Origin of the sequence: Parasphingorhabdus sp. JC815, assembly GCF_040717415.1 — a bacterium.
GTDB lineage: Bacteria > Pseudomonadota > Alphaproteobacteria > Sphingomonadales > Sphingomonadaceae > Parasphingorhabdus.
Genome location: NZ_JBFEFM010000008.1, coordinates 15,068 through 28,657, shown reverse-complemented (window position 1 = coordinate 28,657; position 13,590 = coordinate 15,068). Strand labels below are relative to the sequence as shown.

The window sequence follows — 13,590 nt, the reverse complement described above, 5'->3', positions numbered from 1 at the left end:
TCGTCTCGCGCACTGCATTCCCACCCCCATGGGACGCGGGGAGGGCGGGTCGCTGTAGTTACCCTCCCTGCGAAAGATACCTGTCCGGCCTCCTTTCGACTTCGTCCAGGCGAACGCAGTAATGGGGTTCCCAGCGGAAGTATCAAGCGGCGAGCCGGTCAGGTTGTTCATAATGGCGCTGCGAATGGGAACCAATCGTCTTTTTCTAACTCCTTTCATGACAACCCTTCTAGCCAAAAGGATCAACAAAATCATGCAGCATGATGACAATATCATAGGGCAGATCAAAAAAGCGCAGCGAACCATGTTCCGGCTTACCTGTTCACGCGGTGACGCATTGAAGCGCATCAGCATGGATAGCGGCCTCGGTTATACGACCATCCAAAGTTATGCAGGTGGTCACTCGGTCATGTCTGTTGCCAGCCTATACAGGCTGGTGGGCGTTATCCCTGATGACCTGCTATCGCTGTTGCTGCCCACGGATCACCAGATCGTGCAAGCACCTGATGATATTGACCATGATGCACTGACTGATCTGTGTCAGGACTATGTGAACACCAAGGCATCAGCGCACCGCGCAGACAGCCCCGCTGGTGTTGACATATCCCCATGCGAAAAAGACGCGCTGGACGCCAAGGCTGTGACCTTGAAGGCGGTGGGGGGATGAGTGGTCAAAACACCTCGTCGGCTGTGATGCACAGAGGCAAATTGTCAGAGAAAGGCTCGACTGCCACGGCTTATTGCTGGCTGGTTTGGTTTTCCGCTGACAACCCGAACACCGATCCGCGCATGCGTTGGATACCACCATGCCGAAAGCAGCTTGAGCGCGCTTCTGATTATGAGGTGGCAGCATGATATGGCCCTTTAACCGCTCCACAAAGCCCAAAGCGCCACCCCGCCGTCCCGATGGCCGGTTTACCACAAGGCGTGTCTCAAAAGCGCTTGTTCTGGCCCGTGAGTTAAATGACGAACGATTAGTCAAGCGATTGGAGGCGTTGCTGTGATCGACAGCAAGAAATCCCGTAACAAGAGGAAATATTCAAATGAGTGAAGGCAATGTAGCAGCGGATCAATTGCGGCTTTTTATTGAGCGTATCGAACGACTGGAAGAAGAGAAAAGAGGCATCGCTGATGACATAAAAGATGTTTATTCCGAAGCAAAATCGCAAGGATATGACGCCAAGATAATGCGCCAATGCGTCCGGCTTCGCAAGATGGAAACGCATGACCGGCAAGAGGCTGCTTCTATCTTGAAAACCTATGCAAACTCGCTCGGTATTCAGGGGGCGTTTTTGCTGTGATCTGGCGCAAGATATTCCGGCGCGGAGATCGCCGTCCCAGCCAACCCCGCGACCTTGAAGGCCGGTTCATATCGCGCCGCGTCGAGGCTGTCCGTAAAGCGCGTGAGATAGCCGTAGAACTTGGTAGGGATGATTTGCTGGCGAGGTTGAGCCGGTGAGAATAGAACTGCCTTGGCCACCCAAAAAGCTGTCGAGAAACGGCTCTCAAGCCGATTACCGGGGCAAGGCCGATGCTGCGCGCAAATACAAGGATGACTGCCGAATAGCCGTTCTGGCGGCCAAGGGGCGCGTCTATATCCAGCCCGGCACACCCGTCATGCTGGTGATGACCTATCATGCACCGGACAGGCGGCGGCGCGATCTCGATAACCTTCTGGCGATGACAAAGCAGGGCGTGGACGCAATCGCTGAATCACTCGGTGTCGATGACAGCCAGTTCGAGTTTACATTGCGGCGAGGAGCGCCGCGAAGACCAGCAGAAGTGGTGGTGACGATATGAGCACCTTATTCATAGACCGGGCAGCAAAGGCTCTTGGTGTCACTGTGGAGCAATTCCAGTGCCTTGAGCAGCTACACCGCGCCGGTCATCATTGCGGCGTTTTTCGGCATCCAGACACGCTTATCGCGGCCATGCGCAGATGGGGGTGGGTGTGAGTGTCCGCCTGATGTCCGAAATATGGGATATGGAGGGGCTTTCGCCAGTCGAAAAGCTGTCACTTCTCGCACTGGCTGATTGGGCCAATGACGATGGCTTGGCGTGGCCTTCCATAAAACAGATTGCGGATAAAACTGGATGCAGCAGGAGAACCGTTCAGGCGGCCTTTTCACGCGCTGAAAAAGAGGGCCTTTTGACCCGTGAGCAGGTGATCGGGAAGGGGTGTAAATACACTATACACCCATGCAAGAGGCGCACCCGTGCAGGTGGTGCACCCGTGCAGGAGAGCGCACAGACCCGTGCAGGTGGTGCACCCAATACACCAGTAAACACCATTAAGAAAAAAGATACTAACGTATCTAAAAAAGAAAAACCAATTCCCCCTGCCAAGCCTGACAGCGTTTCAGCCGAGGTTTGGGATGACTGGCTAGCCATGCGCAAGGCCATGAAGGCTCCGGTCTCCAAAACAGCGATCAACGGAATTGCCAGAGAAGCCGAGCGGGCAGGGTGGCCGCTGGAGGATGCGCTTGCCGAGTGCGTAGCACGTGGCTGGAAGGGGTTCAAAGCAGATTGGGTTAGGAATGATGAGCGAAGAAACGAAAAATCAGGATCAGTCACAGAAAGCGCGGTTGCGGGCGCTAAAGCAAGATTGGCAAGCCTCCGCGGCGAAAGCACGTCCGGCGACCGAAGACCAGATGTTCGGCGAATTGGGCAGATGCCTGACCCTCTGCGCTCCATCGGGCATGTCCCGTGACGAGCGGGAAACATGGCTTTTGGCTGCACTGGCGGAGGTTTGTCATATCCCTGCCGAGCCATTTTTCGCAGCATCAGCAAAGGCTAGGACGACATGCGACCATCCGGCCAAGATCGTTCCAACCATAATCCGCGCCAGCCAGGAATGGGCAGATAGCCTGATCCGCGTCGAGAAAATCAAGCGGGCGCAGTTCCAGAACGCAAATGCTCCGAAGCTGACACGCCAAGAGATCGTCCAGGACGAAAGTGAGCGCAGCGAAATCGCGAAGATTCTGGCTGAGGCCAAGGCGGGATTGATGAGCGCAGCGGACCCAGTGTGAAGCCAACCAACGGACGCCAGCCCAGAACAGGAGATCGTGACTTGAGAGTAAAATACCGAAACGGCGTGATTGACGACCGGCCTCGCACCGCCAAACAGATGCGCTGGACCGATACCGGCCATGACTGGGATATTGTTGAAGTTGAGTTTTGGGGGAAGGGTTGAATGACTGAGCCGACAATGCGCGTAGTCCCACTACACCCGCGCCGTGATAAAGACGATCTCGCGACAGCCTTGCGAAACATCGCTGACGAGATCGAGGCAGGAGATTATGACTTCGATCCATCTATGGCGGTGGTTGTTCTGGCTGATGAGCGCGCCCAGAGAGGTCCGGATGGGGATATGATAACCTACAATTTGCAAACGCACGGCATTGGTGCGCGCTGCTCGTATTTTACCAGCAAAGGGATCATGGCGGCTGCGCTTACGGAGTATGAGGATTAAAATGGCAAGAACCAAGCGCAAGAAAAAACAGGCTCTGCAGGAAACTCGCTTCGTCCGGCCAACAGATGAGCGGCTGGCGAAAGGTGATTTCCGTAGCGCAGGGGCTGCGGTCAGGGACACACCGGTCATTGTGAGCCTGCATGAAGCTAAATTGCTATCAGATAAGCACTTCGCATGGCTGGCCCATTACCGCGACCAGCACGCTCATGCTGACCACTCGCCGGTGCGTAGCTGCATCGATTTCAGCCCGGCAAGCGGTAATGGACCGGGTGTATCTGTGCTGTCAGCGAAGTTCGAAGTCGCGCGGATCGAGAAAGAATTGCGGGAAATGAAGCTCATCGATATCACGCGGAAGATTGTGATTCAGGATATACCGTTTGAGCATATAGTGCGCAAAATGGCACAAAGGGCAGGGTTGGAAGCCTTCCAAGGTGATGCGAGGCGCAAGATACTTGCACACTATCGCAGCCTAATCCTGATCGATCTGAAATTCGCAGCCGGTTATTGTGCGCCACTGGGGTAGTGTTGAGGCGCTTGACTTATCTGATCCGTTGTGGTTAATTTTTCCAAGGTCGTAAAGTTGCGTCTAGATATTTTAACAAACCTCGCTCTAATCGGCGGGGTTTTTCGTTTCAGGCTGGTGATTTATGACTGAAGATGAGATAAACCGCGAGATCGCTCGGCAGGATTATGAGTCCATGAACAACGAGGCTCGCGACCGCATTCAGTATCAGGTTGATTACTCCAAGACGCTGCTCCATTCGTTGATGCTGGGCAATGGTGGTGCGATTATTGCCATCCTGACATTTGTTGGAAATACTGGCAGCAAGGTGGACCCAGCGCGCATGATGTGGGCGTTCGGTCTATACGCTGCGGGATTGGCGTGTGTGTTTATCGCTCACACAGGCGCATTTTTTTCGCAGTATTTTTACTACAAGGCATCGCAGTATGAAGCATGGAACGCTCAGGCAGGCGCTTTCGGTGCGGGGAGTAGCTACGATACGGCGGCGGAGGTAAGGCGTGGTTCTATGGGCCTTGCTTTGGGAGTGACGTTTGCGCTTGTGAGCCTCATTTGCTTCATCGCAGGCAGTGTTTCTGCTTTGCGCGCTCTTATTTAATATATCCAAACAGGCGCGCTGGTAGCGCCAAACATTCAAGCGCGATGCGCTGCAACTCTGTGGGCGATGCCTGAAAGAGGTTGAAAATGGCTAGGCCAACAAAATACAAAAAGACTTATTGCAAGCAGATAATCGCTTTCATGGAGAATGGTTACAGCGTCACGGCGTTTGCTGGATCAATCGGCGTTGCGCGATCATCTGTCTATCTTTGGGCAGATGAGTATCCGGAGTTTTCGGACGCCTTAAAGATTGCGCAGGCCAAAGCCGCAATATGGTGGGAAGATCGTCTTCGCGCTGTTGCTCAGGGTGGTGAAGGAAGTGCGGTCGCAGCTATATTTGGGCTGAAAAACAGGGTTGCAGATGACTGGCGCGAAAAACAGGAAGTCGATCACCAATCCAGTGATGGCAGTATGACGCCCGCAAAAATTATAATCGAAGCAGTGGATGACAACTGCGACGGTTAGACTACCGCGCAAAATTCAAGAGGTCTTCACGCCGCCGCGCGGATCAGTCCAGTATAGAGCTTTATACGGGGGTCGCGGTTCAGGTAAATCATTCGGTGCAGCCAAGATGGCGGCTGTATGGGGCATGGTTGACCCGCTGCGCATACTCTGCACCCGCGAATTACAGGTATCGATCAAGGAGAGTTTTCACGCCGAGCTGAAGGCGGCGATTGCGAGTGAACCTTGGCTTGAGGCTCACTATTCTGTTGGCGTCGATTACATTAAGGGCCGAAACGGAACTGAGTTTATATTTCGCGGGCTGAGGCACAATACCGCGTCGATAAAATCGCTGGCTGGTATCGATCTAACAATTGTTGAAGAAGCGGAGGATGTTCCGGAGGAAAGCTGGCTTGCTTTAGAGGCTACGGTTTTTCGACGTGAATTGTCTGAATTATGGGCAATATGGAACCCGCGTCTAGACGGATCGCCGGTTGATAAACGTCTGCGCAAAGAGCCGCCAACTAATGCGATTATTCGAAAGGTTAATTACAACGATAACCCGTTTTTTCCAGCGGGACTTGAGGCGCTTCGCAGGCGTGAACAGACAAGGCTGGACCCAGCCACTTACGCGCATATCTGGGATGGCGAATATTTAACCAACAGTGATGCGCAGGTGCTGCATGGCAAGGTCCACATAGAGGACTTTACGCCTGGACCGGATTGGGATGGGCCATATTTCGGCGGTGACTTTGGATTTAGCCAAGATCCCACAGCGGCGGTCGAAGTGTGGATCAATGGCGACGATTTATACGTCCACCGCGAGGCGGGCAAGGTTGGGCTAGAGCTTGACGACACAGCGACATTTGTCACGGCTGCAATTCCTGATTTTGCAGCAGGTGTAAGCCGCTGGGATAGCAGTAGGCCTGAAAGTATATCGCACTTGACGCGGCATGGCCTTCCAAAGGCTATCGCGGTCGATAAGTGGCCGGGTAGCGTTGAAGATGGAATCAGCTATCTGCGTAGCTTCAAGCGCATTGTGATCCACACGCGGTGCGTAGAAACACAAAGTGAGGCTCGGCTTTACAGTTACAAAGTTGACCGTTTGACCGGCGATATAACGGCTAAAATCGTGGATGCGCATAACCATTATTTTGATGCGACCCGTTACGCGGTCGGACCGATGATTAAGCAGGTGCAGCAGCCTAGTTCGAAAACAAAAGCGTTGAAAGGGCTGTATTGATGAGCGTTAAAACATTTCATCCTGCAATTACGGCCGCGCGGCGCAATGAATGGCAATTGATGCGTGATTGCATGGACGGCGAGAACGCTATCAAGGGCCGCGCTGAGGTGTATTTGCCGATGCCATCTGGCTTTGCAGGGCAGGATGACGGCGGCGTGGCGATGTATAATGCCTACAGAGGCCGCGCGCAGTTTCCGGAGCTACTTGCTCCATCAGTTGGCGCGATGGTCGGCATTATCCATGGCCGTGAGCTGGCTATCGAGATGCCGAGCGAGATGAATTTTCTTTGGGAGAACGCGGACGGCGACAATTTGCCGCTTGAGGCGTTTCACAGGCGCATAACTCGTGAACTGCTTGTTATCGGCGGCTATTGTGTTTTGACGGACGCACCGAAAGATGGAGGCGACCCGTATCTTGTGGGCCTTCGGCGCGACAAGCTCATCAACTGGGATGTTGATTTCTGGGTATTGGACGAAACCAGCAATATCCGGAAAGGCTTTATCTGGGAGCAGTTAGAGCGTTACCGGGTGCTGCAAATGGACGGCGGTTATTTTACTGCACAGATTTATCAGGGCGAAACTCTACAAGTAGAAGAAATTGAGGTTCGTGGGCGCGGGGGTGAAAAACTGCCCCGGATACCATTTGCTGTTGCTAATGCGATGGACTTGTCACCAACTATCGAAGCGCCGCCACTGATCGGTGTGGCAAACGCAGCAAAGGCAATTTACCAGCTATCGGCGGATTATCGCCACCAACTTTACATGAGTGGACAGGAAACGCTTGTCGCCATTGACGGTGAAGCACCTGATATGGTTGGCGCAGGCGCCGTGCATCAGATGAACAGCGGCGCGAACAATCAGGCTGATCTGAAATACGTTAGTCCAAGCTGTATAGGTATTGAGGCTCACAAGATCGCCATGGCTGATAACCGTGAGGCGGCTGTCATGGCTGGGGCAAGACTGTTTGAACATACGGCGCAGGGCGCAGAATCAGGCGAGGCAAAACGTCTCCGCTATGCATCGGAAACCGCTACTCTGGTTAGTATCGCGCAATCGTCTTCTATGCTGCTGGAGAGGGCATTGAAGAACGCTGCGATGATTATGGGTCTACCGGAAAATAATATCACGGTTGAGGCTCCAACCGACCTGATGGACAACACCATGACACCGCAAGATTTGGCGGCGCTATTTGGTGTTTATGTCGAGGGCGGCATGTCTTGGGAAACCTATTTTGCTGCGGGTCAGAAGGGCGGGATATTCTCGCCAGAGCAGACCGCAGCCAACGAAGCAAAGTTGCTTGACGGCCCGGCGGCCGTTGGAGGCGACGTAGCATAGCGCCCGATGGGCAATCATTAACAGGAAGGAATTAAGGCCGATGGCTTTGAAAACCGTTATAGAATCCACAGAAGGCCTCGATGAGGCTCTTATCCCGTTTTACACCGAAAAAGACGGCAAATTTGTTCTGCAAATCGAGGGCGTCGATGCACATCCTGATGTTGCTAATCTCAAGAGCGCATACGAGCGCGTCAAAACCGACCGGGAAACCGCGAGGCAAGAACGCGACCAGTATAAAGCCAAGGCCGATGGCCTGCCAGAAGATTTCGACCCTGAAAAATGGGCGAAATTAAAGGATGGCAAGGCTGATGAGGCTGCGCTTGTTAGCCTCCGGCAAGAGCTGGAAGCTGAGCGCGATGATTGGAAAGGGAAGTTTGAAAAATCACAGGAAACGGCGCGCAAAAACGCCTTGGACCGTGATTTGACGGACGCTCTAACCGCTGCCGGTGTTGTAAACCCCGCCTTCACAAAAGCCGCCCGCAATATGCTTGCAGACGGTGTTCAGATTGGCTCGGACGGGAAGCCCTTTATCGATACAGATATGGGGCCACTGGCACTTGCCGACCATGTTAAACGGTGGGCTGCTGGCGAAGGAAAAGACTTTGTGACTGCTCCGAAGGGTGGCGGCGCGAAGGGTGGAGACGGTTCTAAACCTACCAACAACCCACTCATGGATAAGGTTCCGCAATTGGCGGAGCTTCCCGAAAAATAAGGAATTTGAATTATGGCTCTGTCTAATATGCAGGTCTTTGACCAATATATCATGCCCGCTACCATTGTCTCACTGGATCAGCAGATTCAGGTGTTTAACGGTGCATCTGGCGGCGCAATCACGCTTTCCACAGAAGGCATGACCGGCGATTTCATGCGCGAAAGCTTCTTTGCGTCACTGGCCGCTGCACGTCGGCGCGTGGACCGCTATGCCGCGAATGGCGCGGCATCCGCTACGCATCTTGCAGAGCTAAAGGGCAGCAAGGTGAAGGTTGCTGGTGGTTTTGGCCCTGTGACTTACGAGCCATCACAGCTCACCTGGTTGCAGCGTCCGACCCAAGAAGGTGTCGCGGCTGCTTCCAAGGCATTTGCCGAGCTGCTTGTTCAGGATCAGCTTAACTCGGCTATTGCAGCCGCTGTTGCGGCTATCGAGAATAACAGCGCTGTCGTGAACGATGTCTCGGCAGGAACATCGGGGGCCGGGGCGATGACCTACGGCGCGATCAACGGCGCTCATGCCAAGTTTGGTGATGCATCTGGCCGTATCGCTGCCAATGTCATGACCGGCACGGTGGCGCATAAGCTGATTGGTGACAACCTGGCCAATGGAACACGTCTGTTCACCGCTGGCAATGTCAATGTCATCGACATTCTCGGTAAGCCGGTGATTGTAACCGATGCGCCCGCTCTTTATGAATCCGGCACACCAAACCTGTCCAAAGTTCTCGGACTTGTTCAGGGCGCGGTTGAGGTTGAGGGCGCTGGCGACATCATCAGCAATATCGAGACTGTCAACGGCAAGCTGCGGATCGAAACCTCTATGCAGGTTGATTATTCGTTCACGCTTGGCGTTAAAGGCTATAGCTGGGATGAAACCAACGGCGGCAAGTCTCCAACGGATGCTGAAATCGCAACCGGCAGCAACTGGGATAAAATCGCTCAGTTTGACAAGTTGACCGCAGGTGTTCTGGCTGTTGCCGACGCTGACCAGTAATAGATAGGGGTGGCTTTCGGGCCGCCCCGTTCTTTTATGGAGATTGCCATGAAAACAATTTATGAGCCACACCCAGTTAGCCCAGAGCGCAAGGCTGAACTGGTGGAGCAGGGCTACAAGATACTGGACGCTCGTTTTGCACCGGATGAAAAGCCGGAAGAAACAGAGCAGCCAGTGGCTAAACCACGCGGAAAGCGCAAATAATGCTGACCATTGAAGATGGCTCAGGTGTATCCAGCGCAGACAGTTTTATCACTGCTGCTGAATATGAGGCCGATATGCTGTCTTTATTTGGCGATACTGTGACAGCAAGCGAGCCAGCCATTAGACGGGCTTTCATCTATCTAAAATCGTTGTCGTGGAAGGCTGATTATCCATTTCCCACACTTGGCGGAACAATACCCAGCGAGGTCAAGCAAGCACAGTCTATTCTAGCGCGCTATGAAGTGGCCAATCCGGAAGGCTTGCAGCCGAGCGTTATTACTGCACAGCAGAAGGTTCTGACCGGTGTAGGAAATATCTCGTGGACATTAACGGGCTTGAGCGGGGTTGATGCGCAAAAAGCAAGCGTGACAATGGCAATCGATTTGCTTAAACCTTATGTCCATGACAGCGGAAAAACCAAATTCCTCAATCGGGGCTAATGTAACCGCCCTTCGCGGCGACAAGGTGTTTACCGGCCAGCCTCATGCGGGCTGTGTCGCAAAACTCAAAGAATTATTGGAACGGGCTGAGGCTGGCGATCTGACTGGGATTGTCTGCGCGGGGCTGCATAGTGATGGCACGGCAAGTTACAGCATTGCTGGAATGATAGGACCTTATTCACTGCTAGGCGCGACCGATATGGCGCGAACCGAATTGATCGAATTAATGAAGGGAGCGCGAACCCTTCAAGAAGGGTAAGCGATGACTGGATATAGTATCGCGCGGGAAGTTGCTGCGGCGTTTGACGAGGTCGCCAAAGAAGTTGGCGACGGTTCGTTTGTTCTAACACTCATCCAGCCAGCGACACAGCCGCAGAACCCTTGGGACCCACCGGCGGGCGAGCCAACAGAAACAAGTCTATCGGGAATTGTTCAAAATTACCCGCTTGGCCTGATCGACGGAACATTGATTCGCTCGGAAGATCGTAAGGTCATGCTTGATGCTACCGGTCCGCGTCCAGCTGTTTCTGACAAGCTGCGTATCGGCGGAATAGAATATGCATTCATCTCTATTCGCGAAGAAGCCCCTTCTGGAGTGCCGGTTTATTACGAGTGTCAGTGTAGGGCCTGATGGCAGGTAGAAAAGCCCTGAATAGGCTTATCAAACAATTATTGGACAAGCACGACAAGGACATAGAGGCTGTGTTTCTCGCTGCGGTTCAGGGCAGGGTGGATGGTATTAGTTTTCGCGACCTTGAGCGCGCCATTGAGGCAAGGGATTTTGACCGCGTTATAACGATAGTAGGGCTGTCACGCGCTGATTTGTTCGCGCTCGACACGGCGATCATGGCAGCTTTTGTCGAGGGCGGGCAGACAGTATCAATGGCGGCTCCGGCCTTTGCTGTTGCATTCGGATTTGACGGCCGCGCAACTGGTGCGGCGACGTGGGCGCGGGATCATGTCGGCGGGTTGGTGACAAATATCATCGCAGACCAGCGCGATGCCATTCGCGAAGTTGTGTCAAAGCAGGTATTTGACGGAATTGGCCCGCGAAAAGCTGCAATACAGATTGCAGGACGTGTGACGCCGAAAGGTAGGGTGGGCGGCATTGTCGGATTGTCGAAGCCTCAAGCGAGCTATTTGATGAACGCGCGGGCGGAACTGGAAGGGCTGAACAGTGCTTATTTTGGCCGCAAGCTGCGCGATAGGCGTTTCGATGGGTTGGTTAAAAGGGCTGTCGCTGCTGGGAAACCATTATCCGCGGTTGATGTTGACCGAATAACGCAGCGATATTCCGACCGGATGCTGAAGCACCGCGCTGACACAATAGCGCGGACGGAAAGTATCGCTGCACTGCGAGCTGGACGCCGCGAAGGAATCGAGCAAGCGATCGAGCAAGGCGCAATCGGCGGTAGAGCTATCAAGCGGGTATGGTCGGCGACATTGGATAGCAGAACGCGGCCAGATCACGTCGCCATGGATAACAAGGCGGTGAACGGTATGGACGCCCCGTTTGTGCTGCCTGATGGCTCTATGATGCGCTATCCGGGCGATACGTCAATGGGCGCTAGTGCGGCGCAGACTATCGCATGCCGATGTTATGATGAATATGTTGTGGACTGGCTGACCAGATAGTCACCGGCGAATATTGAAGCGGACAGGCGGTTCTCACGAGCCGCCTTTTTATTTTGGGGGTGGTGATGAGTAACAAGAAGTTCATCGCAGACGTTAAGGCATTTACCGACAAAACTGCTGGTCAGATGCTGCGCGTTGCCAAGCAGTCGCTGCAAGACACGATCAGAACGGCGCAGACACCTGTAGCGCAAGGCGGTGATATGCCCGTTGATACAGGATATCTGCGCAATAGTCTTGTTACCACGGTTCGCGGCGCAAAAGCTGGTGATGGCGCTGACAGCTTTATTCTGGGATTATCCACGTTGGAGCTTGGTGATCCATTCCAAGTTGCGTGGACAGCCGATTATGCGATTCCGCGCCATTACATGGTCGGTGTGGGGCAGGGCGGCGGTTTGTGGCGCGACAAGGCGGCGCAGCGCTGGTCGGGATTTGTCGCAAAGAACGCGAGTAAAGTGCAATGACGCTTGATGAGATCGAGACGGCCATCGGCCAGCACCTTGCTGGAATGACGGATTGCCCGCCTATTGCTTGGCCGAACAAGGATTTTACACCGTCCGGCACATATCTGGAATTTCGCCATGCACCGAATGAGCGGCGCGATGACACAATTAGCGGCGGCTATGCTTACCAGATTGGTATCGCCCTGGCCACGGTTGTTACGGCCCGCGACGGATTCACGACAGAGGCTAACACGGTAGCACAAAAGATTGCAGACAGATTTACCAAGGCGCTCCGGCTTTCTGCTGGATCAGGCAATGTTCTGATTACTGCACCGGCATCGCCGGGCAGCGGCTTTGTGGATGGCGCCTATTGGCGTCAACCAATCACGATTTCTTACATTACGGAGGGCTGAAATATGCGCGTAAAAATGAAGAACAAGCGCTTCAAAGGTGAGGCGAACGTATTGCCGGGCGATGTTCCGGCGTGGGAGGCCGCTGGATGGGTGGCCGCTGAAAATCCAACTACCAAACCGAAAAAGGATGAAAAGAAATGACCACAGGATCACATATCGGCAAGACTATTTATGTCGCAGCCGCACTACCTGCCACCAACGACAAGGCTGGTTTTGAAGCTCTGACTTGGGTCAAGGCAGATGGCATTCAGGTATTGCCTCAGCTTGGCGTTTCCCATGCCAATATTGATGTTCCAGACCTGCAATCGGGTTGGACTCAAGGCATCAAGGGAGCTGGCTCGGGGAATGATAGCACCATGTCATTTCGCGCTGTTGCCAGTGATGCTGGGCAGGAAGACCTGCTTGACGCTGCGCAGGCTGGCGGCGATGGGGGCGTTATGTCCATCAAGATTGTCAAGGGTAGCGGGGCCAACCAAGCGCCTGCAACCGGCGACCCCGTCCAGTATGCGCAGGGCTATGTTCACAGTCATGTGGAAATTCAGGGTGATACGACAACGCACGAAGGCTTTAGCGTCAACTTCAAGCAGAACGCGCCAACCGTCAACGATGTTAATCCAACAGTAGCGTAAGGATATTTATGGATTTTGATCTATTAGACCTGCGCACGGCGGCGGGCAAAGAATACTGGGTTCATTTGCGGCTCGGCAATACGTTGCTTTACCTTGACATGGATAAGGAAGAAAAGCCTTGCCGTGTCAAGGTGGCATCGAGCGTTGAACCCGGTGTAGAGGATGCGACTAAGGCTGTTATGCGGGCTGGCCGTATGTTCCAAGCGGCGGAGGATGCCCTTTCTATCGCCAATCGCGATAACCGGGCTGCTCTGGAAAAGCGACTTGATCAGCTTGAGCGGGAATCCGAAAAATGCCTGACTGCGTTTCTAGTCAAGGCCATTAAGGGCTGGGAAAATATCGAACAAGGCGGGAAAGAGCTTAAATTCTCTCCGGAAGCACTTGAAGATTTGGCCCAGCCTAAAGGCCCGTTATTTCGTATGGCAGCAACTATCGCGGAAGATTCTGCAAAGGCACAAAGCCCTTTCGCAAAAGCCGACAGCGCCTAGTCACGTTCGCCGCGCAGGTCGGCTGGCTG

General features: G+C 53.7%; 27 protein-coding genes. All 27 read left to right on the top strand.

What is annotated here, in order from left to right:
• Positions 1-121 precede the first annotated feature (121 nt).
• The 27 genes from AB1K62_RS14475 (at position 122) to AB1K62_RS14345 (ending at position 13,561) form a co-directional block, all read left to right on the top strand.
• Positions 122-667: a hypothetical protein gene (locus tag AB1K62_RS14475; RefSeq protein ID WP_367004649.1), complete on the top strand. Its 546-nt coding sequence runs from the start codon at positions 122-124 to the stop codon at positions 665-667.
• 184 nt (positions 668-851) lie between these two features.
• The gene (locus AB1K62_RS14470) at positions 852-1,004 is read left to right on the top strand and encodes a hypothetical protein (protein WP_367004648.1); all 153 of its coding nucleotides are present in this window, start codon (positions 852-854) and stop codon (positions 1,002-1,004) included.
• Positions 1,005-1,043: 39 nt separating this feature from the next.
• Positions 1,044-1,301: a DUF2312 domain-containing protein gene (locus AB1K62_RS14465; RefSeq protein WP_367004646.1), complete on the top strand. Its 258-nt coding sequence runs from the start codon at positions 1,044-1,046 to the stop codon at positions 1,299-1,301.
• Positions 1,298-1,459: a hypothetical protein gene (locus tag AB1K62_RS14460; protein ID WP_367004643.1), complete on the top strand. Its 162-nt coding sequence runs from the start codon at positions 1,298-1,300 to the stop codon at positions 1,457-1,459. The genes AB1K62_RS14465 and AB1K62_RS14460 overlap by 4 nt, the downstream gene beginning before the upstream one ends.
• Positions 1,456-1,800 (top strand): hypothetical protein, encoded by a 345-nt coding sequence (locus AB1K62_RS14455; RefSeq protein ID WP_367004640.1) that lies wholly within the window; start codon positions 1,456-1,458, stop codon positions 1,798-1,800. Before AB1K62_RS14460 ends, AB1K62_RS14455 begins: the two co-directional genes overlap by 4 nt.
• Positions 1,797-1,955, top strand: coding sequence for a hypothetical protein (locus tag AB1K62_RS14450; RefSeq protein WP_367004638.1), 159 nt, complete (start codon positions 1,797-1,799; stop codon positions 1,953-1,955). The genes AB1K62_RS14455 and AB1K62_RS14450 overlap by 4 nt, the downstream gene beginning before the upstream one ends.
• Before the next feature lie 11 nt (positions 1,956-1,966).
• On the top strand, positions 1,967-2,710 hold the full coding sequence (locus AB1K62_RS14445; RefSeq protein WP_367004636.1) for a helix-turn-helix domain-containing protein: 744 nt from the start codon (positions 1,967-1,969) through the stop codon (positions 2,708-2,710).
• Positions 2,700-3,029 carry a hypothetical protein gene (locus AB1K62_RS14440; RefSeq protein WP_367004633.1) on the top strand — a complete coding sequence of 110 codons (330 nt, stop codon included), beginning with the start codon at positions 2,700-2,702 and terminating at the stop codon, positions 3,027-3,029. Before AB1K62_RS14445 ends, AB1K62_RS14440 begins: the two co-directional genes overlap by 11 nt.
• A 41-nt stretch (positions 3,030-3,070) precedes the next feature.
• Positions 3,071-3,193 carry a hypothetical protein gene (locus AB1K62_RS14435; RefSeq protein ID WP_367004631.1) on the top strand — a complete coding sequence of 41 codons (123 nt, stop codon included), beginning with the start codon at positions 3,071-3,073 and terminating at the stop codon, positions 3,191-3,193.
• Positions 3,194-3,472, top strand: a complete 279-nt coding sequence (locus AB1K62_RS14430; protein WP_367004629.1) for a hypothetical protein — start codon at positions 3,194-3,196, stop codon at positions 3,470-3,472.
• A gap of 1 nt (position 3,473) precedes the next feature.
• On the top strand, positions 3,474-3,995 hold the full coding sequence (locus tag AB1K62_RS14425; RefSeq protein WP_367004627.1) for a hypothetical protein: 522 nt from the start codon (positions 3,474-3,476) through the stop codon (positions 3,993-3,995).
• 124 nt (positions 3,996-4,119) lie between these two features.
• Entirely contained in the window at positions 4,120-4,590 is a 471-nt protein-coding gene (locus AB1K62_RS14420) for a hypothetical protein (RefSeq protein ID WP_367004625.1), read from the top strand.
• Between the two features lie 86 nt (positions 4,591-4,676).
• A complete protein-coding gene (locus tag AB1K62_RS14415) occupies positions 4,677-5,054 on the top strand; it encodes a hypothetical protein (protein WP_367004622.1) in 378 nt (125 codons plus the stop codon).
• Complete coding sequence (locus AB1K62_RS14410) at positions 5,035-6,273, top strand: PBSX family phage terminase large subunit (RefSeq protein ID WP_367004619.1); 1,239 nt, start codon at positions 5,035-5,037, stop codon at positions 6,271-6,273. Before AB1K62_RS14415 ends, AB1K62_RS14410 begins: the two co-directional genes overlap by 20 nt.
• The gene (locus tag AB1K62_RS14405; RefSeq protein ID WP_367004617.1) at positions 6,273-7,607 is read left to right on the top strand and encodes a DUF4055 domain-containing protein; all 1,335 of its coding nucleotides are present in this window, start codon (positions 6,273-6,275) and stop codon (positions 7,605-7,607) included. Before AB1K62_RS14410 ends, AB1K62_RS14405 begins: the two co-directional genes overlap by 1 nt.
• Before the next feature lie 40 nt (positions 7,608-7,647).
• On the top strand, positions 7,648-8,319 hold the full coding sequence (locus AB1K62_RS14400) for a hypothetical protein (protein WP_367004615.1): 672 nt from the start codon (positions 7,648-7,650) through the stop codon (positions 8,317-8,319).
• Positions 8,320-8,331: 12 nt separating this feature from the next.
• Positions 8,332-9,312: a major capsid protein gene (locus AB1K62_RS14395; protein WP_367004613.1), complete on the top strand. Its 981-nt coding sequence runs from the start codon at positions 8,332-8,334 to the stop codon at positions 9,310-9,312.
• A 48-nt stretch (positions 9,313-9,360) separates the two neighbouring features.
• Entirely contained in the window at positions 9,361-9,516 is a 156-nt protein-coding gene (locus AB1K62_RS14390; protein ID WP_367004611.1) for a hypothetical protein, read from the top strand.
• Positions 9,516-9,956 carry a hypothetical protein gene (locus tag AB1K62_RS14385; protein ID WP_367004609.1) on the top strand — a complete coding sequence of 147 codons (441 nt, stop codon included), beginning with the start codon at positions 9,516-9,518 and terminating at the stop codon, positions 9,954-9,956. The genes AB1K62_RS14390 and AB1K62_RS14385 overlap by 1 nt, the downstream gene beginning before the upstream one ends.
• A complete protein-coding gene (locus tag AB1K62_RS14380; RefSeq protein ID WP_367004608.1) occupies positions 9,919-10,215 on the top strand; it encodes a hypothetical protein in 297 nt (98 codons plus the stop codon). The genes AB1K62_RS14385 and AB1K62_RS14380 overlap by 38 nt, the downstream gene beginning before the upstream one ends.
• 3 nt (positions 10,216-10,218) lie before the next feature.
• The gene (locus AB1K62_RS14375) at positions 10,219-10,587 is read left to right on the top strand and encodes a hypothetical protein (protein ID WP_367004607.1); all 369 of its coding nucleotides are present in this window, start codon (positions 10,219-10,221) and stop codon (positions 10,585-10,587) included.
• Positions 10,587-11,591 carry a phage minor head protein gene (locus AB1K62_RS14370; protein WP_367004604.1) on the top strand — a complete coding sequence of 335 codons (1,005 nt, stop codon included), beginning with the start codon at positions 10,587-10,589 and terminating at the stop codon, positions 11,589-11,591. The genes AB1K62_RS14375 and AB1K62_RS14370 overlap by 1 nt, the downstream gene beginning before the upstream one ends.
• Before the next feature lie 65 nt (positions 11,592-11,656).
• Entirely contained in the window at positions 11,657-12,052 is a 396-nt protein-coding gene (locus AB1K62_RS14365; protein ID WP_367004603.1) for a hypothetical protein, read from the top strand.
• Positions 12,049-12,444, top strand: a complete 396-nt coding sequence (locus AB1K62_RS14360) for a phage tail terminator-like protein (protein ID WP_367004600.1) — start codon at positions 12,049-12,051, stop codon at positions 12,442-12,444. The genes AB1K62_RS14365 and AB1K62_RS14360 overlap by 4 nt, the downstream gene beginning before the upstream one ends.
• A 3-nt stretch (positions 12,445-12,447) precedes the next feature.
• Positions 12,448-12,585, top strand: coding sequence for a hypothetical protein (locus AB1K62_RS14355; RefSeq protein WP_367004599.1), 138 nt, complete (start codon positions 12,448-12,450; stop codon positions 12,583-12,585).
• Positions 12,582-13,073, top strand: coding sequence for a hypothetical protein (locus AB1K62_RS14350; protein ID WP_367004596.1), 492 nt, complete (start codon positions 12,582-12,584; stop codon positions 13,071-13,073). The genes AB1K62_RS14355 and AB1K62_RS14350 overlap by 4 nt, the downstream gene beginning before the upstream one ends.
• Positions 13,074-13,081: 8 nt before the next feature.
• The gene (locus AB1K62_RS14345) at positions 13,082-13,561 is read left to right on the top strand and encodes a hypothetical protein (RefSeq protein WP_367004594.1); all 480 of its coding nucleotides are present in this window, start codon (positions 13,082-13,084) and stop codon (positions 13,559-13,561) included.
• Positions 13,562-13,590 lie beyond the last annotated feature (29 nt).

Excerpts from the sequence above, each read along its gene's own strand:
- AB1K62_RS14475 (WP_367004649.1), top strand. The coding sequence starts at position 122 with ATGGGGTTCCCAGCGGAAGTATCAAGCGGCGAGCCGGTCAGGTTGTTC.
- AB1K62_RS14470 (WP_367004648.1), top strand. The coding sequence starts at position 852 with ATGATATGGCCCTTTAACCGCTCCACAAAGCCCAAAGCGCCACCCCGC.
- AB1K62_RS14465 (WP_367004646.1), top strand. The coding sequence starts at position 1,044 with ATGAGTGAAGGCAATGTAGCAGCGGATCAATTGCGGCTTTTTATTGAG.
- AB1K62_RS14450 (WP_367004638.1), top strand. The coding sequence starts at position 1,797 with ATGAGCACCTTATTCATAGACCGGGCAGCAAAGGCTCTTGGTGTCACT.
- AB1K62_RS14445 (WP_367004636.1), top strand. The coding sequence starts at position 1,967 with ATGTCCGAAATATGGGATATGGAGGGGCTTTCGCCAGTCGAAAAGCTG.
- AB1K62_RS14440 (WP_367004633.1), top strand. The coding sequence starts at position 2,700 with ATGTCCCGTGACGAGCGGGAAACATGGCTTTTGGCTGCACTGGCGGAG.
- AB1K62_RS14430 (WP_367004629.1), top strand. The coding sequence starts at position 3,194 with ATGACTGAGCCGACAATGCGCGTAGTCCCACTACACCCGCGCCGTGAT.
- AB1K62_RS14425 (WP_367004627.1), top strand. The coding sequence starts at position 3,474 with ATGGCAAGAACCAAGCGCAAGAAAAAACAGGCTCTGCAGGAAACTCGC.
- AB1K62_RS14420 (WP_367004625.1), top strand. The coding sequence starts at position 4,120 with ATGACTGAAGATGAGATAAACCGCGAGATCGCTCGGCAGGATTATGAG.
- AB1K62_RS14415 (WP_367004622.1), top strand. The coding sequence starts at position 4,677 with ATGGCTAGGCCAACAAAATACAAAAAGACTTATTGCAAGCAGATAATC.
- AB1K62_RS14410 (WP_367004619.1), top strand. The coding sequence starts at position 5,035 with ATGACAACTGCGACGGTTAGACTACCGCGCAAAATTCAAGAGGTCTTC.
- AB1K62_RS14405 (WP_367004617.1), top strand. The coding sequence starts at position 6,273 with ATGAGCGTTAAAACATTTCATCCTGCAATTACGGCCGCGCGGCGCAAT.
- AB1K62_RS14400 (WP_367004615.1), top strand. The coding sequence starts at position 7,648 with ATGGCTTTGAAAACCGTTATAGAATCCACAGAAGGCCTCGATGAGGCT.
- AB1K62_RS14395 (WP_367004613.1), top strand. The coding sequence starts at position 8,332 with ATGGCTCTGTCTAATATGCAGGTCTTTGACCAATATATCATGCCCGCT.
- AB1K62_RS14390 (WP_367004611.1), top strand. The coding sequence starts at position 9,361 with ATGAAAACAATTTATGAGCCACACCCAGTTAGCCCAGAGCGCAAGGCT.
- AB1K62_RS14385 (WP_367004609.1), top strand. The coding sequence starts at position 9,516 with ATGCTGACCATTGAAGATGGCTCAGGTGTATCCAGCGCAGACAGTTTT.
- AB1K62_RS14380 (WP_367004608.1), top strand. The coding sequence starts at position 9,919 with ATGACAGCGGAAAAACCAAATTCCTCAATCGGGGCTAATGTAACCGCC.
- AB1K62_RS14375 (WP_367004607.1), top strand. The coding sequence starts at position 10,219 with ATGACTGGATATAGTATCGCGCGGGAAGTTGCTGCGGCGTTTGACGAG.
- AB1K62_RS14370 (WP_367004604.1), top strand. The coding sequence starts at position 10,587 with ATGGCAGGTAGAAAAGCCCTGAATAGGCTTATCAAACAATTATTGGAC.
- AB1K62_RS14365 (WP_367004603.1), top strand. The coding sequence starts at position 11,657 with ATGAGTAACAAGAAGTTCATCGCAGACGTTAAGGCATTTACCGACAAA.
- AB1K62_RS14360 (WP_367004600.1), top strand. The coding sequence starts at position 12,049 with ATGACGCTTGATGAGATCGAGACGGCCATCGGCCAGCACCTTGCTGGA.
- AB1K62_RS14355 (WP_367004599.1), top strand. The coding sequence starts at position 12,448 with ATGCGCGTAAAAATGAAGAACAAGCGCTTCAAAGGTGAGGCGAACGTA.
- AB1K62_RS14350 (WP_367004596.1), top strand. The coding sequence starts at position 12,582 with ATGACCACAGGATCACATATCGGCAAGACTATTTATGTCGCAGCCGCA.
- AB1K62_RS14345 (WP_367004594.1), top strand. The coding sequence starts at position 13,082 with ATGGATTTTGATCTATTAGACCTGCGCACGGCGGCGGGCAAAGAATAC.